Annotated in this window: 17 protein-coding genes and 1 other RNA gene; 13 read left to right on the top strand and 5 right to left on the bottom strand. The window is 37.5% G+C overall.

The genetic code is table 11. The features are described 5' to 3' along the window. Window positions 1–54: 54 nt before the first annotated feature. From ffs to PVV70_RS03100, 4 genes are all read right to left on the bottom strand, one after another. An RNA gene (gene ffs, locus PVV70_RS03115) (signal recognition particle sRNA small type) lies at window positions 55–152 on the bottom strand. 507 nt (window positions 153–659) lie between these two features. Next, on the bottom strand, window positions 660–1,064 hold the full coding sequence (locus PVV70_RS03110; protein WP_273757840.1) for a hypothetical protein: 405 nt from the start codon (window positions 1,062–1,064) through the stop codon (window positions 660–662). A 445-nt stretch (window positions 1,065–1,509) separates the two neighbouring features. Next, window positions 1,510–2,373, bottom strand: coding sequence for a prephenate dehydratase (locus PVV70_RS03105; RefSeq protein WP_273757839.1), 864 nt, complete (start codon window positions 2,371–2,373; stop codon window positions 1,510–1,512). Beyond that, the gene (locus PVV70_RS03100) at window positions 2,370–3,101 is read right to left on the bottom strand and encodes a 3-deoxy-manno-octulosonate cytidylyltransferase (RefSeq protein WP_273757838.1); all 732 of its coding nucleotides are present in this window, start codon (window positions 3,099–3,101) and stop codon (window positions 2,370–2,372) included. The genes PVV70_RS03105 and PVV70_RS03100 overlap by 4 nt, the downstream gene beginning before the upstream one ends. Window positions 3,102–3,205: 104 nt before the next feature. Between PVV70_RS03100 and PVV70_RS03095 the strand changes: the two genes are divergently transcribed. Beyond that, the gene (locus tag PVV70_RS03095; protein ID WP_273757837.1) at window positions 3,206–3,769 is read left to right on the top strand and encodes a cytochrome c family protein; all 564 of its coding nucleotides are present in this window, start codon (window positions 3,206–3,208) and stop codon (window positions 3,767–3,769) included. Between the two features lie 376 nt (window positions 3,770–4,145). On the opposite strand, the gene PVV70_RS03090 is transcribed toward PVV70_RS03095, so the two are convergent. Next, complete coding sequence (locus PVV70_RS03090; protein WP_273757836.1) at window positions 4,146–4,949, bottom strand: molybdopterin-synthase adenylyltransferase MoeB; 804 nt, start codon at window positions 4,947–4,949, stop codon at window positions 4,146–4,148. Between the two features lie 87 nt (window positions 4,950–5,036). Here PVV70_RS03090 and gshB point away from each other — a divergent pair, with 87 nt between their 5' ends. From gshB to PVV70_RS03030, 12 genes are all read left to right on the top strand, one after another. Then, the gene (gshB, locus tag PVV70_RS03085; RefSeq protein WP_273757835.1) at window positions 5,037–5,975 is read left to right on the top strand and encodes a glutathione synthase; all 939 of its coding nucleotides are present in this window, start codon (window positions 5,037–5,039) and stop codon (window positions 5,973–5,975) included. A 139-nt stretch (window positions 5,976–6,114) separates the two neighbouring features. After that, entirely contained in the window at window positions 6,115–7,161 is a 1,047-nt protein-coding gene (locus PVV70_RS03080) for a PstS family phosphate ABC transporter substrate-binding protein (protein WP_273757834.1), read from the top strand. A 62-nt stretch (window positions 7,162–7,223) separates the two neighbouring features. Further along, window positions 7,224–8,684, top strand: coding sequence for a phosphate ABC transporter permease subunit PstC (pstC, locus tag PVV70_RS03075; protein WP_273757833.1), 1,461 nt, complete (start codon window positions 7,224–7,226; stop codon window positions 8,682–8,684). After that, complete coding sequence (gene pstA / locus PVV70_RS03070; RefSeq protein ID WP_273757832.1) at window positions 8,681–9,970, top strand: phosphate ABC transporter permease PstA; 1,290 nt, start codon at window positions 8,681–8,683, stop codon at window positions 9,968–9,970. The genes pstC and pstA overlap by 4 nt, the downstream gene beginning before the upstream one ends. 51 nt (window positions 9,971–10,021) lie before the next feature. Beyond that, window positions 10,022–10,780: a phosphate ABC transporter ATP-binding protein PstB gene (gene pstB, locus PVV70_RS03065; RefSeq protein ID WP_273757831.1), complete on the top strand. Its 759-nt coding sequence runs from the start codon at window positions 10,022–10,024 to the stop codon at window positions 10,778–10,780. Window positions 10,781–10,801: 21 nt separating this feature from the next. Then, on the top strand, window positions 10,802–11,518 hold the full coding sequence (gene phoU / locus PVV70_RS03060) for a phosphate signaling complex protein PhoU (protein ID WP_273757830.1): 717 nt from the start codon (window positions 10,802–10,804) through the stop codon (window positions 11,516–11,518). 554 nt (window positions 11,519–12,072) lie between these two features. Further along, window positions 12,073–12,909 (top strand): cell wall hydrolase, encoded by an 837-nt coding sequence (locus PVV70_RS03055; RefSeq protein ID WP_273757829.1) that lies wholly within the window; start codon window positions 12,073–12,075, stop codon window positions 12,907–12,909. 179 nt (window positions 12,910–13,088) lie between these two features. Beyond that, entirely contained in the window at window positions 13,089–14,339 is a 1,251-nt protein-coding gene (locus PVV70_RS03050; RefSeq protein WP_273757828.1) for an aminopeptidase, read from the top strand. A 285-nt stretch (window positions 14,340–14,624) separates the two neighbouring features. Beyond that, window positions 14,625–15,500 (top strand): bifunctional DNA-formamidopyrimidine glycosylase/DNA-(apurinic or apyrimidinic site) lyase, encoded by an 876-nt coding sequence (mutM, locus tag PVV70_RS03045; RefSeq protein WP_273757827.1) that lies wholly within the window; start codon window positions 14,625–14,627, stop codon window positions 15,498–15,500. An 85-nt stretch (window positions 15,501–15,585) separates the two neighbouring features. Beyond that, window positions 15,586–16,980, top strand: coding sequence for a M20/M25/M40 family metallo-hydrolase (locus PVV70_RS03040; RefSeq protein WP_273757826.1), 1,395 nt, complete (start codon window positions 15,586–15,588; stop codon window positions 16,978–16,980). Next, window positions 16,973–17,593 (top strand): ribonuclease D, encoded by a 621-nt coding sequence (locus tag PVV70_RS03035; protein WP_273757825.1) that lies wholly within the window; start codon window positions 16,973–16,975, stop codon window positions 17,591–17,593. Before PVV70_RS03040 ends, PVV70_RS03035 begins: the two co-directional genes overlap by 8 nt. Before the next feature lie 1,333 nt (window positions 17,594–18,926). Next, on the top strand, window positions 18,927–19,256 hold the full coding sequence (locus tag PVV70_RS03030) for a hypothetical protein (RefSeq protein ID WP_273757824.1): 330 nt from the start codon (window positions 18,927–18,929) through the stop codon (window positions 19,254–19,256). Window positions 19,257–20,716 lie beyond the last annotated feature (1,460 nt).

Raw genomic sequence — 20,716 nt, 5'->3', positions numbered from 1 at the left:
TCTAAAGATTACATACCTTGCTAAAACGTAGAAAAAAATAATCTCTTCATCAAAATAGGAGGCCGGCACGATGACCCGTACCAGAACTCGTTAGGGCTGCTTCTTTCCAGACCTGACCCAGTTGGCGAGTAGTTCGTCCACCACCAACCTCCCAAGTCCATATTGTCGATTTGGAATGAAAAATCAAGCTCAGAAATAAAAAATATAACACAAATCCGAGAATTTTTCCTTTGAGCTTCATTCTTGTATTATAGATAACAGAAAGTAATGGAGATTTAAATTTTCAGAAATAACTCCTCCATTGATTTGCTATGAACAAAGCTTTTTTATTTTTCTGTTTATATACGATATAGCATGTAGCAATTTTGAGAGTCTTCAATGGTGCAGGCAGATACGATAGTCTCATACAAACAAGTTATTCTGATAATGAAAATATAATAAACAATTTCACAATTTACAAAAGTTGTTCAATATTCAGTCTTTTTGAAATTTGTTTTTCTTAACGGTTTAACTTTATGACACAGTTTTTATTCCATAAGCACAAAGTTGAATTTTTCAAAAACCGAGCGTTAATGATGTATACTGCCCAATTTCGAAAAAAGCTTACTTTAAGTCTTTTTATACATCTACGCAACGCTAAGATATTGTTGAAAATATTATTAAAAATCCCCTGCTTCACAATCTAGACCAATAACTCTTTCCTTAGTAATATTTTTAAAAGTATAATATCCTGATCTAGGGAAACCTATATCGAGAGATTTTACATCTTTGAGCGTAAAGCTCTTATGTTCTTTGTCATGTGTTATTTTCTTTTCATCATCTGCAGCAATGTGTAGGTTGTTGACGTCAGAAGGAGATGAGTATGATAAAGTAAAGGATACTTTTTCGGGTTTAAATGCTTCGCACCCATATTCAGCACCTTGCTGTATTTCATTGTGTATACCAATTGTAACAGCTTCATTGGGCTCAAAATTCCATTCTCTTTCGCCAAATCCAGCAAACGCAACACTAGAGGAGACGAGAATATTTGCAGTTAATAATCCTTGCATAAAGATTTTTTGCATTATCTTCTCCTTTTTTAACAAAATGAATCATAAATCAATTTTTATAAGTGGGAAAATTCAAACGTAATTCAAAAAAACAGAGTTAAACAACATTTCCTAGCTTTATAAAAAGCATGTTAAAAATTATCTAAATTCAAGAGATTTAAAGACCTGTTATCTTAATATACTCTAATGATAAGTTAAATTGTTTTTCTTCACAGAGGTCTTTGGTACGCGTTGAACTGCTGTTTATTATAATGTAATTTATCAAAAACCATTATCAAAGCAGTTTATATATTCCGTTATCGGATGTTATTACTCTATTTTTCTATTTTAGCGTTATAATGAAGCGCGTTTAGCATAAAAGGACGAGTTTTTTCCACAACACATTGCATTATAGGATTTTTAGGATGTCCTTCGGTATCAGTGAAAAATGACGGTGGTTTCGTTGCTTTTATATATGCTTTTATATATGCGATGTTCGATCGTTTTGTGCTGGATAAGTACCAATAATACGCAATTCGGCAGAAAAGAAAGATAATTCTTCTAAGGCAAGTTTCATCATGGGATCTTCAGGATGTCCTTCAATATCAACAAAGAATTGTGTTGCATTGAAATTTCCACCAATTTGATAGCTTTCTAATTTTGTCATATTAATACCATTGGTTGCAAATCCTCCCATAGCCTTATAGAGAGCAGCGGGAACATTGCGCACTCGAAAAAGAAGACTGGTGATGATTTTTTCGCCATTTGTAGGTTTGGGCACATGTCGTTTGGATCGTGAAAGGATAACAAAACGCGTAATATTATGAGGATTATCTTCGACATCTCTTTCAAGGATATCAAGCCCGTAGAGTTCTGCTGCGATCAGAGGGGCTAAGGCTGCTTGTGAACGTTGAGCACTTTTTTTAATAAATTTCGCAGCTCCAGCGGTGTCAGCAGAAACAACAGGTTTCCAACCGTTGTTTCGTATGATTTTTCGACATTGTGCAAGGGCATGTGTATGACTGTGGACGGTTTTAATTTCGTCATGGGCAACGCCGGGCAAAACCATGAGTTGAAAATGGATAGGCAAAAAATATTCATCAATGATATAAAGTGATGATTGGGGTAAAAGATGGTGAATGTCCGCAACCCGTCCAGCAAGAGTATTTTCAATAGGAATCATAGCAAGATCAGCTTTCCCATTTTCTACCAAATTAAGCGCGTCTTCAAAAGTAGCAGAGGGCACAGCATCCATATTGGGGAACATATTAGAGCAAGCAATATGGGAATTAGCGCCGTATTCTCCTTGGAAAGAAATTTTATTGGTTTTTTTGAGTGTTTTCATGCTAAAATCTTGCGTACTCTATCGAGATCACGTTGTGTGTCTACACTTAAAGGAATCGTATCAACTATTTCCACATCGATACGCATATTATGCTCTAATGCTCGTAATTGTTCAAGTTTTTCACGCATCTCAAGTGTAGAGGGGGTGAATGATACAAATTTTTCAAGTGCTTCGCGCCGATAAGCGTATATCCCAATATGATGATAAAGAGGACCCTCTCCATAAGGAGCTGTAGTACGAGTGAAATAAAGAGCACGAAGGCGATTTTGAGAAAGCGGTGTTCCAATGATTTTGACAACATTGGGATCTCTTTTTTCATCTTCCTCAGTGATTTGAGCCCCCAAGGTTGCGATATCAGTAAAGCTATTTTCCAAAGGGTGTAGTGCACTGATGATTTCATGGGGCATGATCGTTGGGAGGTCCCCTTGTATATTTAAAATAGCATTGTAGCGTTGTTCAGGATCAATATGTACCAAAGCTTCATAAATACGATCAGATCCAGACTTATGGTCACTGCGTGTTATGAGATATTCATGCCCATACTCTGCAACAACTTTGGCAATATCGTTGTGATCTGTTGCAATGATCGTACGCCCTATTGCTGCTTTTTTGGCTTGTTCTGCGACATGAACAATCATCGGCTTTCCACCGATTTCAGCGAGAGCTTTTTGGGGAAGGCGGGTTGAGCCTATACGGGCAGGAATAAGAATAATCGGTTCAAGAGCCATTGCAAGATTCCAAATGTCGTCTGTGCTGCATTTACGATGTTGTGTGTTACAAAGAAAAAGCTTATACTAAAAATGGTAATGAAACCGTGAACATTTGAGTTTTTATGAATCGCTCGAAAGTTATCTATTTTATTTGTGCGTGTTTATGTGTGCTGGTTATTGTTGTGGGAATTTCCACACTCAGCGATATCGTTTATGATCATTCTCCATCAGCCCAATATCACCACACAGTTACTAAGAATGATACATTTAAAGAAAAACAAAAAGAATCTCACATCACCATATCACTCAATAGTCGCCTTCAACAAGGCAATTTTGAAAATGGGCGTAAAATTTTTCGTCAATGTGCTATATGCCATACTTCTGGGCGCAATCAAGCGGGGCGTGTTGGTCCGGTTCTTTGGGAGATTGTTAATCGTCCTTTGGCGTCAGCAGCAGGTTTTGCCTATTCACGGGCATTGCGCGCAAATTCTGATCAAAAATGGGATTTCGTAACGTTAGATCGTTATCTGCATTCTCCACGTAAAGCATTCCCTGGGACGACTATGTCTTTCCGTGGAATTAAAAATGACCAAGATCGTGCTGATCTTTTGCTTTATTTACGTAGTTTATCCGATCATCCAGTTCCTTTACCAATGGATAATGATAAAGCAAATGAGCCAAATTAACTTATATTATAGCGGCTCATTTTAGAAAGAAGGATGATTAGTTTTTTTGTTTATGATTTTAGTTTCAAGGTTTTATTACAAGAGCTCTTATTGATGTTTTAATAGGGAAAATGTCTCTCACATAAAACAGAAGACAGTTAACGTTACATATTTCCCCACTTGTTTTAAAGAGATCTTTTAAGAAAATACATTCTTTACGTTGTCATCAGCAGATTGGTTTTCAAGATCCGTTTGCTTCACTTTTTCCACATATACTTGTCTGTGAAATTATTACCGAAGGATTATCCATTCATGAGTACCAGTTTTCTGCTTTTAAATGTAATCATTGTGTGGTTAAAGCTTCTCCATGAAGTTTAACTCAATTCTCCTATAGACATCAATCCCCATGTGTTTTTCTGGGCTTTTTAAGAGCAATGGTATTTTCTCTGGAATTTGATCGTTTATAGGTAATAACATGAAACTGCGCTAATAAGCCATTATAGAGAAGAATTTTTCCTACGAGTGGGTCTCCGATGTTTGTGATTATTTTAATGGCTTCCATGGCTTGTAGGGTTCCAATAACGCCAGGTAAAACACCGATGATTCCAGCTTCAGCACATGTTGGGATTGTATCGGGAGCAGGAGGGATGGGGAATAAATCGCGATAGTGAGGATTATTGTCTTTATACGGCATAAGGACGGTTAATGAGCCATTAAAACGTTCTACAGCACCACTTATTAAAGGCTTTTTGCATTGGGCAGCGTGATCAGCAAGAAGATAGCGTGTGGTAAAATTATCACTTCCATCAACAATGATATGGTAGGCATTGAGCAGTTTATCCACATTCCTTTTATCTAAGCGTAGGGTGTGTTTTTCAGCTATAACATGGGGATTTATTGCTTTTATAGTGGTTTCAGCACTGTCTGTTTTGCTTTGGTTGATTGCATTTGTGTTATGAATAACTTGGCGTTGTAAATTGGAAAGTGAAACAGTGTCATTATCGACAATTCCAAGGGTCCCAACGCCTGCGGCAGCCAAATAAGTTAAGACAGGTGCTCCAAGACCACCAGCACCCACAACAAGAACACGCGCTTGTTTGAGCTTTTGTTGTCCCGCACCACCAATCTCAGGCAAAATGATGTGACGTGCATAGCGTTCGATTTCTTCGTTATTGAATTTTGTATCTGTTTCTTGTGTCATGAATTTTCTCTTGTCATCGTTATTTTATTGTTTACTAAGTTTATGGTGCATAGACCAGTCTGCTTTTAGGATAGGGAGGATTTATTTATGAAAATTGCTATTCAGATGGATCATATTTCAACCGTTCGGATTCAAGGAGATACAACATTTGCTCTCGCTTTAGCAGCGCAAGAACGTGGGCACACTCTCTTCCATTATACTCCAGATCGTTTATCTCTGTACGATGGTTGTGTGATTGCGCGCTTAGAGTCATTGAGTGTCTATGATGAAGAGGGAAAGCACTATCAATTAGGAAAGCCGGTTCGTACAGAATTAAGAGATATGGATGTAGTTCTTTTGCGCCAAGATCCGCCTTTTGATCTCAATTATATCACCACGACACATTTATTAGAACGTATTCATCCTAAAACACTTGTTGTGAATGATCCTGCATGGGTCCGCAACAGTCCAGAAAAAATTTTTGTGACAGAGTTTTCTGATTTGATGCCTGAAACGTTAATTACCAAAAATATTGAAGAGATAACTGCTTTTAGAGAGACATTTGGCGATATTATTGTGAAACCACTTTATGGGAATGGGGGCGCTGGTGTTTTTTATTTAAAACAAGATGATCGTAATTTAGCATCGTTGTTGGAAATGTTTTCGGACATTTATCGCGAACCTTTTATTGTTCAGCGTTATTTAGAGGCAGTACGAAAAGGGGATAAACGGATTATTTTGCTTGATGGTACGCCTGTTGGAGCCATTAATCGAATTCCGACAAAAACAGATGTACGTTCTAACATGCATGTTGGAGGTCGTGCGGAAAATATTGCGTTAACAAAACGTGATTATGAAATTTGTGAACGCATTGGTCCAGCCTTAAAGGAACGTGGTCTTCTGTTTGTGGGGATTGATGTGATTGGAGATTATATAACAGAAATCAATGTAACATCTCCTACGGGAATTCGTGAAATTAAACGCTTCTGCGGTACAGATATTGCACATCTGTTTTGGGATGTTGTTGAGTCCAAACGTTCACATTAATTTATACAGGATTCAATCATGGTTTTGTTAAAAAAATGATCCATGTTGTTTTTTATTTTGTTATGTTGCAAATGTGAACTAGAATGACCGTATGATATAAATTAAGAGGCTTTATCCTCGATTTTTAGGGAGTTTATAGATGAGCAGAGTCTTATCAATTGGAGTGGGATTGGTTTTTGCGTTACTGCTGTCAGCAAATGTAGGCAATGCGCGTGATCAAATACAGGTTACTGGTTCATCTACTGTTTTACCTTATCAAAAGATTGTTGCTGAGACCTTTGGAGAAATTTATCCCCATTTTAAGGTTCCTGTTATCGAATCGGGTGGAACAGGAGCGGGAATTAAGGAATTTTGTCGTGGTATTGGGGAGAACACCGTTGATATTGTGAATGCTTCGCGGGCAATGAAATCGAGTGAATTGCAGTCTTGTTTTGAGGCTGGTGTGAAAGATATTGAGGAAATACGCATTGGGTATGATGGCATTGTTTTTGCAACAGATATTAAAGGTCCTGATTGGAAATTACAGCCGATAGATGTTTATAAAGCTCTTGCAGCTCGCGTTATTATAGATGGGAAGTTGCAACCCAATCATGTTTTGAAATGGAGTACCATCAATAGTGCTCTTCCTGATTGGACGATAGCAGCCTATATTCCTGGAGAGAAGCATGGAACACGTGAAGTTTTTGAGGAAAAGTTACTTGCTGTTGGCTGTAAAGAGAGTGGGGCAGTTGAGGTGATGAAGTCTTTAGGGATGGATGATAAGGAGATACACGCTGCTTGTATTGCGGTCCGTAAGGATGGAAAAGCGGTTGATATTGATGGTGATTATTCTGAAACATTTGCGCGTCTGACTTCGAATAAAACAGGGGTTGGTATTTTTGGTTTGTCTTTTTATCAAAATAATGCTGATAGGTTAAAGGTTGCTGATATTAATGGTTTTGCGCCAACAGTTGAGACAATTTCTAGTGGACAATATCCAGTTTCTCGTCCGCTTTTTTTCTATATTAAGAAAGCACATTTAGATATTGTTCCAGGTTTGCGAGAGTATGTTGACTTTTTTCTTTCTGATCAAATGATTGGTCCAGATAGCCCTTTGGCTGAATATGGTTTGATTGTTGCTCCTGAAAAGGAACGCCAAGCACAGCGTTCTGATTTTTCTGCTGGTCGCGTCATGATGTTGAAATAATTTATTGTCGTTCCAGAGTAAGAGTTTTCGGTGCTATTTTTTTATAAAAACTGAAAGATAAAATGCGCATTTCTTTTATTGTTTTTTTGTTATTTCTTTTTGGATTTTGTGGCTTTTGTATTTCTTATATGCGAGCACGTGCTCTTGAATACAGACAACATAAAATGCATTCTCGTGCGTATTATTATGGCTGGTGGACATTTTTGATTACTGTTATTCCGGCTTTTATTTTTTTAATTTTATGGGATGTTGGGAGTACAATTTATTTAGAATATAATGCTTCTCGAGAGCTTTGGGCGTATAGTGCACATATAGCAGAATCTGTAAATCATGATCTACTTTGGGAGACGCTTCAAAGTGTTGTCAAAATGATTCATTACTTTAAAGGGGATCTGTCCATTGCTTCCTATAAGGACGTGCAGGCACAATTACTTGCGAAAGGGTTGATGTTGCCACATGAAGCATCCGATGATGTGTTCAAAATAGCGCAGTCATGGATATTTTCTTCTAAAAAGCTTCAATTTATTGGTCATGGTTTTCTTTTTGCTATTGCCTCTTTTGGATTTATCAGTGGAATAATACAAATTGCGCCTCATCAACGTGCGCGCAATAAGGTTGAATCTTTAATTATTATTGGATTATCTTGTGCTTCTATCATTGCGGTCTTGACGACAATAGCCATTGCACTTTCTCTATTCTTTCAGACGATAAGCTTTTTTCAATCTGTATCCTTTTCAAATTTCTTTTTAGGAACAGTTTGGGATCCGCGTTTTTCCGCGAGCGGTTCAAGTAATGAAGCTGGACAATTTGGTTTAATACCGCTCCTTGCTGGTACACTTTATATTGCATTTGTTGCCATGCTTTTTGCAGTCCCTATAGGTCTATTTTCAGCTCTTTATATGGCCGAGTATGCTTCTGCGCGATTGCGAGCAATTGTAAAACCATTATTAGAAGTTCTGGCTGGCATCCCAACCATTGTTTATGGTTTTTTTGCTTTGAAAGTTGTCGGACCATTTTTACGTGATCTGTCTATTTCTCTCTCAGATGGGGGTGGTTTTATTATGGCACAAAGTGTTTTGACTGCTGGAGTTGTGATGGGAATTATGTTGATTCCTTTTGTTTCTTCTTTGTCGGATGATGTTATTACGGCTGTTCCACGCATTTTACGTGAAGGTTCTTATGGTTTAGGTGCAACGCAATCTGAAACGATTAAAAAAGTCGTTATACCCGCAGCACTTCCAGGGATTATGGGAGCTATTTTATTGACGGCATCGCGTGCAATTGGGGAAACAATGATTGTGGTTTTAGCGGCAGGTGTTGCAGCAAACTTAACACTCAATCCTTTCGAATCAATGACCACCATGACGGTTAAGATTGTTAACCAATTGACCGGTGATTTTGAGTTTAACTCTCCACAAACTCTGGTGGCTTTTGCTTTAGGGATGACGCTCTTTGTGATGACACTCTTGATGAATATTCTAGCTCTTTATATTGTGCGTAGATATCGGGAACAATATGAATGAATAAAAAAATTTTCCCTCGTCGCAATATTAGCCTCAAGCGTCGGTATTGGGCTGAGCGTCGTTTTCGTGCCTACGGTTTGATTGCCATTTTTATTGGTTTATTTTTTTTATTTGCACTTTTATGGTCGATCATGAGCCAAGGTTATACAGCTTTTTTTCAAAGTGAAATGGCATTATCGATTTATTTGGATGAAAAGATCATTGATCCAAGTGGTCAACGTCAAACAAAACCACAAGTCCTCATAACAGCGAATTACCCGCTTCTTGTACGCAATGCTTTAGCAAAAAAGCTCGGTGTCAATCAAAATGATCGCGTCTCTTTGCAGGATATTAACCGTATGTTTTCCAATAGTGTGCGTGTTCAACTGCGTGAGATGGTGACAAAAAATCCAAAACTGATTGGCACAATGCAAAAAATCAAAGTTTTGGCAGCTGCGGATATTGATTCTGCTTATAAAGGACAGATTGATCTGCATGTAGCAGAAAAAAACCGCAAAGTTTCTAATCGACAAGTAGAATGGATAAAGCGTTTAGCGCATGATGGTACGCTTTATAAAACATTTAATATTGGTTTTTTTACATTTGGCGCTTCAAGTCGTCCTGAGACTGCAGGATTAGGTGTTGCGATCATTGGATCTCTTTATATGATAGGCATCGTTTTATTGGTTTCACTCCCGATAGGCATAGCAACGGCTCTTTATTTAGAAGAATATGCACGCAAAAATAAATTTACAGATTTTATTGAAGTAAATATCAATAACCTTGCCGCTGTTCCTTCGATTGTGTTTGGTCTTTTAGGACTCGCAGTTTTTGTTAATTTTTTAGGATTACCACGTTCAGCCTCTTTTGTTGGTGGTCTGGTTTTAGCGCTCATGACTCTTCCCACGATCATTATTGCAACACGTTCTGCTTTGCGTGCTGTTCCTCTTTCTATTCGTGCGGCAGCTTTAGGGTTGGGGGCATCAAAAACACAAATGATTTTTCATCATGTTGTGCCTTTAGCAGCGCCTGGTATTTTGACTGGTACGATTATTGGAGTCGCTCAGGCTTTGGGAGAAACAGCACCTTTGCTTTTGATTGGAATGGTTGCTTTTGTTGTTAATATTCCTATGACTCCCATGGATCCGGCAACAGCTTTGCCTGTTCAAATTTTTATGTGGTCGGGTGAAGCAGAGCGCGCTTTTGTTGAAAAGACATCAGGAGCTATTATTGTCTTAATGATTTTTCTTGCGATCATGAATATTTCTGCGGTTTTTTTACGTCGACGATTTGAACGCCGCCAGTAATTTAAATAAAATAACAACTTCGATAAGGTTTTTGTAAGGTGAGTTTTTGTTATGAAGATTAAAATGCGTGGTCAGGATGTGAAGGTTTCTTACGGAGACAAAGAAGCACTTCATGGTATTACCCTTGATATTCCTGAACATCAAGTCACTGCTTTGATTGGTCCATCAGGATGCGGAAAGTCGACTTTTTTGCGTTGTTTTAACCGTATGAATGATACGATTGAAGGGGCTAAAATAACGGGTCTTATTACTTTAGATGGGGAGAATATTTATGACCAGAGAATTGATGTTGTAGAATTACGGGCGCGGGTTGGAATGGTTTTTCAAAAACCTAGTCCTTTTCCAAAATCTATATTTGAAAATGTTGCCTATGGTCCGCGTATTCATGGTTTAGTGAAAACGCGTTCTGAATTGCATGATGTGGTTGAAAAGAGTTTAAGACAGGCTGGTTTGTTTGATGAAGTAAAAGATCGTCTTCATGATCTTGGAACAAGTTTATCGGGAGGACAACAACAGCGTTTGTGTATTGCGCGCGCCATTGCAGTTAGTCCTGAAGTTATTTTGATGGATGAGCCTTGCTCAGCTCTTGATCCCATTGCGACGGCTCGGATTGAAGAACTTATCGATGCGTTACGGAAAAATTATACAATTGTTATTGTAACACATTCCATGCAACAGGCTGCACGTGTTTCTCAATATACGGCCATGTTTCATTTAGGGCATTTGGTCGAAGTTGGTGCAACTGAAATGATCTTTACTTCACCAAAAGAACAACGGACACAAGATTATATTACGGGGCGTTTTGGATAGGTGAATTGAGGAGTATAAGATATGTCTATGAACCATACTGTTCGTTCTTATGATGCAGAACTAAAATATCTAAAAGCAAGGATTACAGAAATGGGGCGCCATGCGGAAAGAATGATTGAACGATCTGTTTCATCGGTTGTCTGCAGTGATCTTCAACTTGCAACGGCAGTGATTGCTGATGATGTGTTTTTAGATGAAGCAGAACGTGATATTGATGAAAAAGCGGTTGCTATTATTTGCAAGCGTCAACCAATGGCTGTAGACTTGCGTGAAATTATTGGAGCTATTCGTATCTCTTCTGATCTTGAGCGGATTGGGGATATGGCCAAAAACATTGCTAAGAGGACAGTTGCCCTTTCAGAAATACGTCAATCTGCGTCTTTTTATCATGGGCTTGAAACAATTACAGCCTTAGCGCTCAATCAATTAAAAGAAGTCTTAGATGCTTATACGAGTCGCCAATTAGAGCGTATTGACGCTGTGCGTGAGCGTGATGAGAAGATTGATGCTTTGTATACTTCTCTTTTTCGTGAACTTTTGACATATATGATGGAAGATATGCGCAATATTACGGTTTGTACGCACTTGCTGTTTTGTTTAAAAAATATTGAACGAATTGGTGATCATGTTACCAATATTGCTGAAATGTTGCATTATATTATAACGGGTTATCATATGTCTTCTGATCGCCCTCGCGATGACCTTACGTATAAAGTTGGCGTAGGTGAGAAAAAATAGATTGAATATTTTCTTACAATACAGAAGTTTTAGAAAGAACATAAAAAGGATATAGTAACCATATGATGAAAAAACATACAGCAGCCCCAAAGAGTTTTTTTAGGCTAACATGGCAGATTGTTAATTCTTAATTTGACATTTTTATACATTGGATGATACCATTATTTGGATTATGGCTGGAGGGGGATTTTCTTTCTGATCATTTTGTTAAGATCTATATTATAAGGGGGTATCTGTATTATTTTTTCAATATTGATGCAAAGAGTTTTAATATCCCAGTCTTTTTTCGTATGTAGAATGAGTAATCATATTATTTTATTGCGATTGAAATGTGTGGGTTGTTAGAGGTTTATATTGTTCCATGAGGAACGACAATATTGATCTATAAATTAAGAGTATTTTATTTTTTATTTCGCATAGATAGTTTTTGATTACCATTTGTATTAAAATTTTACGGAGTGGTAACAATTAGCTGTATACTTTACTGAGAGATACCTTTAAAGCTCATTTCAAAATTTGAATAGCTCAAAGATTATAGGAATGTGTTGCCTAAGATGAAAAAAAATCGTTGGAATGTTTTTGTTACCTGTTGCGTAGCGCCGTTTGTTGTTGTGGGGTGTGCTACAAGTCATTTAGATGCTGAAAAACTAAATAATAAGAAAACAAAAACAGTTACGTATCCATTGACAGAGCGCCAATGCCTTATGCGTGCGATGTATTTTGAATCAAATCGCACAAGCCGTGAAGGGATGATTGCCGTTGGGACGGTTGTTATGAATCGTGTTAATTCAAGCGCTTATCCTGAGACGATTTGTGGTGTTGTTGGTCAATATAAGCAATTTGCGCCTGGTGTTTTAACGCGTCCTATGACGGAAGAAGCATCTGTTGCTCGTGTAAGAGAAGCTGCTGATGCAGTTTTACGGGGTGAACGAGATAAGAAGGTTAAACATGCTAAGTTTTTTCATACCGCTGGTTTGTCTTTTCCTTATAAAAACATGCACTATGTTCATGTTGCAGGGGGGAATGCTTTTTATGAAAAGCGATCCCGTGATGGATCACTTCAAATTCCTACGGATAATCGCCCTTATGATGTTGCTTATGCCTTTGCTCAGGAGCGCTCTGGTCATGCACCAAGCTTTATCGATGAAGGTTTAGAAAGTAAGAGAGTCAAAGCAGAGAAAAGTGCATCTTCTTCAACAGAAGTAGCACAGTCCAAGACAGTACAACCTACATCTTTTGCTATGGCACAGCTTGATAAAGTTCCCATTCCAACCTATGCGCCTAAACATCTAGCGAGGAAAGAGGAAAATAAAACAATTATGGCGTTGCCTTCATCAGATCAGTTAAATGCAATTGTTGCAATATTAGAAAAACGACACAGAAACTGGTAAGTTTTTGTGCGACCGAAGAAGAGTTTTACACCCCATTGCGGTTTATGAATTCAGTGAACTCTTTAGTAATGTGCTACGTATAAATGGATGTAGAGAAAGTAAATTGAAAGGATCTGGAAAAGCAATTTAGAATATGGTGGCGTTAAGAGACGCATTTTACTTAAAGAAGGGTATAGGTAATGTATTTTGATATTCATGAGACAATTTCGCCTGAAATGCTTAATCGTCTTGCAGAAGTTACGGTAAAAGTGGGGTTAAATTTACAAGAGGGTCAAGATCTTGTTTTGACTGCTCCAGTTTCAGCATTACCTTTTGTTCGGCGTATTGCATATCATGCTTATAAGGTTGGAGCTGGTGTCATTACACCAATTTTTAGTGATGATATGTTATCGCTTACGCGTTTTGAAAATGCTCATACAGCTAGTTTTGATTGTGCTCCTTCTTGGCTCTATGAGGGAATGGCGAAAGCTTTTGAAAATGGTGCCGCACGTTTAGCGATTGTTGGTGATAATCCTTTACTCCTTTCCAATCAAGATTTTGATAAGATTGCGCGATTAAATAAAGCCACTTCAATGGCTTATCAGCCGGCACTCAAGCAAATATCGAATTTTGCTATGAATTGGTCGATTGTTGCTTATCCAACAGCAGGATGGGCTGAAGCGATGTTTCCTTCTTTGCCACTTAATGAGGCGATTAAGAAATTAGCTGATGCAATTTTTTCTGCTTCACGTATTACAGGAGAAGATCCGGTACATGCGTGGGTTGTCCATAATGAAAATTTGAAGAAACGGTCATCTTGGCTTAATGAGCAGCGTTTTTCTGCCTTGCACTTCATAGGACCAGGGACTGATTTAACAGTTGGTTTGGCAGATGATCATGAATGGCATGGGGGGGCATCCGTTGCGAAAAATGGTGTTGTTTGCAATCCCAATATTCCGACAGAAGAAGTTTTTACGACTCCTCATGCTCATAGGGTTGAAGGTTTTGTTCGCTCAACAAAGCCTCTTTCTTATCAAGGAACACTGATTGATAATATTGAAGTACGTTTTGAAGCGGGGCGCATTGTTGAGGCCAGAGCATCAACAGGTCAGGAAGTTCTACAGCAGGTTTTACAAAGTGATGAGGGTGCAAGCCGATTGGGTGAAGTTGCCCTTGTGCCTCATTCTTCACCAATTTCTAAGAGTGACCTTCTTTTTTATAATACTTTATTTGATGAAAATGCAGCCTGTCATATTGCTTTAGGGCAGTGTTATTCCAAATGCTTTTTAGGTGGGGCATCATTGACATCAGAAGAGATTGCGGCACGTGGTGGTAATAAAAGTGTTATTCATATTGATTGGATGATTGGCTCTGGTGAAATTGATATAGATGGTCTTACGCAGGATGGTGTAAGAGTTCCTATCTTTCGTAAAGGTGAATGGACTTCTTAATCCTGTTATACCGTAAAAGTAAAACACGTCATTTGAGGTTGATAAGTCTCCTTGACAGGGCGGGTATTTCTAGAGTACGTGGATGAATATTCAGGATAGAGCTTGATCGTGTAAAACCTTTCGTTAAATGAGTTACATGAGTATGCAGCCAAATAAAGTTCACTTGATAAGAATCACGATTATTTATAGAACAGATGAGTTGAAAATTTTTATTCTTTGAGAGTAGGGAAGAGATCAATTGATCAGTGATATGCTTGGAGAGTGCATAATTATTAAAGAGGAGTGATGCCTGAGCTTCCTGAAGTAGAGACGGTTCGTCGTGGACTTAAGTCTGTTGTCATTGATGCAAAGATAGTATCTGTTAAACTTAATCGGAGAGATTTGCGTTTTCCTTTTCCTGAGGCTTTTTCTGAACGGCTTATTGGTAGAAGAATTCTAGAACTTAGTCGACGTGCGAAATATTTATTATTTCATCTTTCTCAGGATGAAACGATTTTAAGCCATTTAGGAATGTCTGGTTCATGGCGTATAGAAAACACTCTTTTAAGAAAAGCTTTTTCAACGACCAGTAAATTGGTTAAGCATGATCATTTTATCATGGGTATTCAGACAAGGAATGGTGAAGTTTATCATCTTATTTATAATGATGTGCGTCGCTTTGGGTTTATGCTGTTAGTTGATACGGACAAGCTTTATAAACACCCGCTTTTAAATAAGCTAGGGCTTGAACCTATGAGTCATGCATTTTCTGGTCGTTATTTACAAAAGGCTTTTGTTAATAAAAAAATGTCTCTCAAGGGTGTTTTACTTGATCAGTCTATCGTTGCGGGGCTTGGAAATATTTATGTTTGCGAGGCACTTTGGCGGAGTCGTTTATCTCCACAGCGTGGTGCATTTACATTGGCGTCAAAAACGGTATATGCACGTGAACTAGCAGATTCTTTAGCACAGAATATACGCAATGTAATTTCTGAAGCTATTTTATCTGGTGGCTCTTCCTTACGTGATTATATGCATATAGATGGTTCCCTTGGTTATTTTCAACATGCTTTTTCAGTTTATGGACGAGAAGGCAAGGAATGTTTGGAATGCGGAACGCCTATATTACGTATTTTACAGGCTGGGCGTTCAAGTTTTTACTGCTCACAGTGTCAAAAATGAATAAGATGTCTTGCAAAATCCTACAAGAGGCTTAAAGTCAGGTTCTTACAATTATATAAATATATGAGGCTTGAGAGGTTTTTTTATGCTGAATAAAGTACTAACACATCTTGATGGAAATATAGAAAAGAGCCTTGAACGCCTTTTTTCTCTTTTACGTTTTCAATCGATTTCTACAGACTCGGCTTATAAGGACGCATGTCGTCAAGCAGCTGACTGGTTAGTAGAGGATTTAAAAAGCATTGGTTTTGAGGCTTCACGGCGTGATACACCGGGTCATCCAATGGTTGTTGGGCATCATCCAGGACCTTCAGAGGATTGTTTACATGTGTTGTTTTACGGACATTATGATGTTCAACCTGTTGATCCGTTGAGTTTATGGGAGGATGATCCATTTACACCTTCTTTAAAAGAGAGAGATGGAGAAAAAGTTATTTGTGCTCGCGGTGCTTCTGATGATAAAGGTCAGCTGATGACATTTATTGAAGCATGTCGTGCCTATAAGAAAGAAACAGGACAGCTTCCCGTTAAAGTAACTATTTTATGTGAAGGTGAGGAAGAATGTGCTTCTCCTTCTCTTATTCCTTTTTTGAAGGCAAATAAGGAGGAGCTTAAGGCAGATTATGCACTGGTTTGTGACACGTCGATGTGGGATGCAAATACACCGTCTATTGCTCTTTCTCTTCGGGGAATTATGGCGGAAGAGATTATTATCACAGCAGCTAATCGTGATTTGCATTCTGGTTATTTTGGGGGCGTAGCCGCTAATCCTATTCGTATTTTAGCTAAAGTTTTGGCAGGACTTCACGATGAAAATAATAAGGTGACGCTTCCTGGTTTTTATGATGGAGTAGAAGAAACACCTCCACATATTTTACAATCATGGAATGCGCTTAATTGTACTGCTGAAAATTTGCTTGGTCCTATTGGTCTTTCTGTTCCAGCAGGTGAAAAAGGACGGAGCATTTTAGAGCTTGTATGGGCACGTCCTACCATGGAATTTAATGGTATTAGTGGGGGCTATGAAGGGGAAGGGATGAAAACGGTTATTGCGTCTCAAGCGAGTGCAAAAGTATCATGTCGTCTAGTCCATAAGCAAGATCCAGAGAAAATACGCCAAGCGCTGCGTGATTATGTACGTAGCTCAATTCCTGCTGACTGTACGGTTGAATTTAAGAATCATGGTTCTTCTCCAGCACTTCAGTTGTCTGATGATTCATCTTTTATCAAGGAGGCGAAGGATGCTTTATCACAAGAGTGGGAAGTTCCTGCTGTCTTGACAGCCATGGGGGGGTCTATTCCAATTGTTGCCGATTTTCGGTCAATTCTTGGTATGGAAACTCTTTTGGTTGGTTTTGGATTGGCTGATGATCGTATTCATTCGCCTAATGAAAAGTATAATCTAAAATCATTTCATAAGGGGCAGAGGTCTTGGGCACGCATTCTTACCGCTTTAGCAAAGAGGAGGGTGAATGGCTGAGATTCGCGTTCATCAAGGTGATTTGCCAAACTTAGACAATTATAAAACTGATGCCATTGCGATTGATACTGAGACTTTAGGGTTACAGCCACATCGTGATCGTTTGTGTGTTGTTCAGATTTCTTCTGGAGATGGGACTGCTGATATTATACAAATTTCTAAAGGACAAAAGAGTGCTCCCAATTTGGTCAAGCTTCTTAAAGATAACGCTGTCACCAAAATATTTCATTTTGGGCGTTTTGATCTTGCTATTTTAGCGCATACATTTGGTGTTATGCCAGAGGCTGTTTTTTGTACAAAGATCGCTTCAAAACTCACACGTACCTATACGGATCGTCATGGATTGAAAGAAATTTGTAATGAAATGCTGAATGTGAATATTTCTAAACAGCAACAATCTTCGGATTGGGCGGCAGAAACGTTATCACAGGCACAAATTGAATATGCTGCATCAGATGTGTTATATTTGCATCGTTTAAAGGTTATATTTGAAGAACGTTTAAGACGCGAAGAGCGAGAAAATGTTGCCAAGGCATGCTTTCAATTTTTGCCTATGAGAGCTAAGCTTGACCTTTTAGGGTGGGCGGAAGTTGATATTTTTGCTCATAGCTAACTTTAAAATTGGCTTTTAATGGAGTGAATTATGGATGCAAGAGGACAAAATGCCGATAATATGGGCGTTTTGTCCTTTTTTCTATCATCTTTAGATAACAATTATAACGTAAGTGCTCTTTGATTTGAAGTTGAGGCAATAAAAACAATTTTGAAGAGAGGCTAGGAATATACGGCAGGAGGTCAGAAGGCTTAAATCTCTGAAACTGGTATATGCCCTAATTTTCAGAGAATATGAAGATATCAATGTAAAACATTCTGACGATCATTCATTTTACTTTACGCCTTTCAAAAGGACCTAAAGTAATATCTGTTAAGGAATGCAGATTACGCATCGCCTTAAGCTTTTCTTTTTCACTTTCTTTAGCAGAGTTACGCCCTTTATGCAAAATACTCCCCTAAACGGAGAATGTATTAGAGTTTCTCATTCACGCGCTTTTTCAAAAAACTGGCTCCAATCCCATTTTACAGTGCGCTCATAAATTGTATAACGATAAGGCTCTCAATATGATATAAAATCTATTGAGCACCACCATCTTTACGCTTATGGAGTATCAAGCCGCTAACATTACACACTTCACCAACATCCAATTTTGTGACAGCCTTTGGTCCGATTTATAAGGGGCATTTTTATTGTACAGTTTTACTCCACTTAAGTTTGTCCTTGTGTAATGCGCAAACAAATAGTTTTGGTTGATTCAACTTGAGAAAATTTTATGGTATTCAGGCTTCTAATTCAATATGAATAATGCTATATATATCATTATAAATCAAATATTGGTAGGCTTAATATACAAAGAGTGTCTACGATTATATTGAACAATACAAAGAATGATATCTAGAAACAAGTTAGCAAGAGCATGCTTTTGATCAAGTCAAAATGTTATAATCACTTTTGCATTTAAATGGCTTCATAAGAAAAAATGCCTTTTTCCAGATTTTTATCCATATATCAACCTCATTTATGACATGTAAGTGAATAATTTTGCTTAATGCATCAAGAACAAGTTTGAAATGAGAATATCTTATGATACTGAGAGCTCTCATTCAATAGGGAGAATTATAAATTATACTTATAAATCAATATGTTGATATGACACTTATGTAGTTTATCGTCCCTAGACGATACTTCGTGTTTTTATTCATTGCTAAACAAGTGTTTTCTATGTTGGACGAGCAGAGTAATTTACAATTTATTTTAAAATTAAAATTCTCCAAGGCTTTGTTTTTTGAGAATTCTCACTTTTTATCTATAAACATGCTATTTTTTCTGGAAATTGGCAATGAAGGCACTAGGTAAAATCCATTATGGATATTTTAATGAGGTTAAATTTATGAACATAAAATATTTTATTACAGCTTTTGCTACTTTTTTTTCAATCTCTGTCGCTCAGGGGGCGGGCTTTTTATCTTCTCAAAAGTCCACAGAGGGGCTATCTTCTGTTGTTCTTCCTAGAGATCTTTTTTCTAGGAAACAGTTTAGCAAGATCTTATCTGAAGTTGTTCAAATGGAACTTTCTTGCATAAATAACAGCCAATGCATGACAGCGGCTCAGTTAGTACCTGTGTCACATTCTGGTAAAAAAAGAGGTCCTAAACCTAAAAAAGGACCAAGAAAAGGAAAACGGCCAAATCTCTTTGCACGAAGTCCAATGAGTTATTAAAAAGTAAGAAAATAACATCAAAAAGTTTATGTCTGGGAATTGAATAAAAGAGATATTTTTTATCACTTTAAAACAGGGGGGAGATGTTTATTTGCGAAGGGTATTATGATTATGCGCTGGGTCATGGGTGGTACTGTTCGGAAAAGATAAGGGTAGGGGAGTTTTTGGTGAAAGAATACACTGTGTGAAGGGCGGTTGCTCGTTACAAATTTCATGGAATTATATAACGTGTAGATTTTGGATTACTCTATTATGTATGTCGCAAATTCCCTGAAGTTTGGTTATATGAAGCATAGAGATCTCCTTTATTTAAGTGTTTTTAGGATACGAGATAGATCAAGAATAGGACTTGGTCCATACGCTCTTGAATTAAGTCAATCACATGAGAGGGCAATTAAGACAAACCCGTTTGGCAAGAATCTGGGTTGTTTACGGGCAGAATCTGAAAAGGATCTTTCCTCAAAATCGAGGAGGAGGCCTGTAGTGAAGTATAAATGTAGTGAAGTGTAAAAAAGCTTTATTTTTAATATTAAACTTTTAATTTTTGTTGGCATGTTTTGACGAGAGATAAAATATTCTTTATTTGTCTGTGATTTAAGATATCAAAGAGCTTTTCTGCCAAATTCATGATTTTTAAAGCAAGGTTTTATTTGAAAACTTTAAGAACGATTTCTCATTTTTTCAGCTTGAGGGAGAGTTTTTATATAAGTTTCAATGTTTATGAATTGTTTTTTTTCAATTTAGTTTATAAAGAGTATGAAATTGAGCGCCGACAAAGAAGGCTAAAGCTTTGAAAACAGAATCTCTATAAGGTTGAGATAAAAAATGGTCAATCTTTCAAAAACAATAAATTCTTAAAGCAAAACAAAGAGCAGGTAAATTGAATGTGATCTTATTGCAATCCATGAAGTATTCGAAACTTTGTTTATGTGCGATACACATCTTTTACAGTAAAAAACAATCAAAGAGCTATGCGCATTTGGTTTTGCAAATAATGAACTAAATACATTGTTTGTATAAATTTATTTTTATGAATTTAAATGGCACATCTGCATTTGTCTTTGTTCTCAAGATCGTAATAGTTTTTTCGCTGTCGTTGATATTGAGAGCTTTCATAAGAAGCCATTTTTAATTTTTCTGAAACGATTTTACACATACGTGCTCGTTTGTAACGTTGAGGTAGATAATTTTGGTATTATAATCAATAGGCTATCTTTTCATAGCTAATAACAGATGCTCTACACGGGGGATGCCATAGTTTTTTTAAAAAATTCATAAAGAAGAAAAAATGTGGCGAGAAGAACTCATTTATGCATGGGCATCGTTTCATTCTCATTGACTACAGATAAAGCAATTAAGGGCACTTTGATTGGATTTTTGTTTTTTTTATGAGTGTATCATTTTTGCTACAGATATCTGAAGTTTGGGCTCTATATGACATGACGTGTTCAAATAAATAT

The organism is Bartonella sp. AU55XJBT (assembly GCF_028618525.1).
This window is presented reverse-complemented; position numbering and strand designations above follow the sequence as displayed.

Excerpts from the sequence above, each read along its gene's own strand:
- PVV70_RS03110 (WP_273757840.1), bottom strand. The coding sequence starts at position 1,064 with ATGCAAAAAATCTTTATGCAAGGATTATTAACTGCAAATATTCTCGTC.
- PVV70_RS03105 (WP_273757839.1), bottom strand. The coding sequence starts at position 2,373 with ATGAAAACACTCAAAAAAACCAATAAAATTTCTTTCCAAGGAGAATAC.
- PVV70_RS03100 (WP_273757838.1), bottom strand. The coding sequence starts at position 3,101 with ATGGCTCTTGAACCGATTATTCTTATTCCTGCCCGTATAGGCTCAACC.
- PVV70_RS03095 (WP_273757837.1), top strand. The coding sequence starts at position 3,206 with ATGAATCGCTCGAAAGTTATCTATTTTATTTGTGCGTGTTTATGTGTG.
- PVV70_RS03090 (WP_273757836.1), bottom strand. The coding sequence starts at position 4,949 with ATGACACAAGAAACAGATACAAAATTCAATAACGAAGAAATCGAACGC.
- gshB (WP_273757835.1), top strand. The coding sequence starts at position 5,037 with ATGAAAATTGCTATTCAGATGGATCATATTTCAACCGTTCGGATTCAA.
- PVV70_RS03080 (WP_273757834.1), top strand. The coding sequence starts at position 6,115 with ATGAGCAGAGTCTTATCAATTGGAGTGGGATTGGTTTTTGCGTTACTG.
- pstC (WP_273757833.1), top strand. The coding sequence starts at position 7,224 with ATGCGCATTTCTTTTATTGTTTTTTTGTTATTTCTTTTTGGATTTTGT.
- pstA (WP_273757832.1), top strand. The coding sequence starts at position 8,681 with ATGAATAAAAAAATTTTCCCTCGTCGCAATATTAGCCTCAAGCGTCGG.
- pstB (WP_273757831.1), top strand. The coding sequence starts at position 10,022 with ATGAAGATTAAAATGCGTGGTCAGGATGTGAAGGTTTCTTACGGAGAC.
- phoU (WP_273757830.1), top strand. The coding sequence starts at position 10,802 with ATGTCTATGAACCATACTGTTCGTTCTTATGATGCAGAACTAAAATAT.
- PVV70_RS03055 (WP_273757829.1), top strand. The coding sequence starts at position 12,073 with ATGAAAAAAAATCGTTGGAATGTTTTTGTTACCTGTTGCGTAGCGCCG.
- PVV70_RS03050 (WP_273757828.1), top strand. The coding sequence starts at position 13,089 with ATGTATTTTGATATTCATGAGACAATTTCGCCTGAAATGCTTAATCGT.
- mutM (WP_273757827.1), top strand. The coding sequence starts at position 14,625 with ATGCCTGAGCTTCCTGAAGTAGAGACGGTTCGTCGTGGACTTAAGTCT.
- PVV70_RS03040 (WP_273757826.1), top strand. The coding sequence starts at position 15,586 with ATGCTGAATAAAGTACTAACACATCTTGATGGAAATATAGAAAAGAGC.
- PVV70_RS03035 (WP_273757825.1), top strand. The coding sequence starts at position 16,973 with ATGGCTGAGATTCGCGTTCATCAAGGTGATTTGCCAAACTTAGACAAT.
- PVV70_RS03030 (WP_273757824.1), top strand. The coding sequence starts at position 18,927 with ATGAACATAAAATATTTTATTACAGCTTTTGCTACTTTTTTTTCAATC.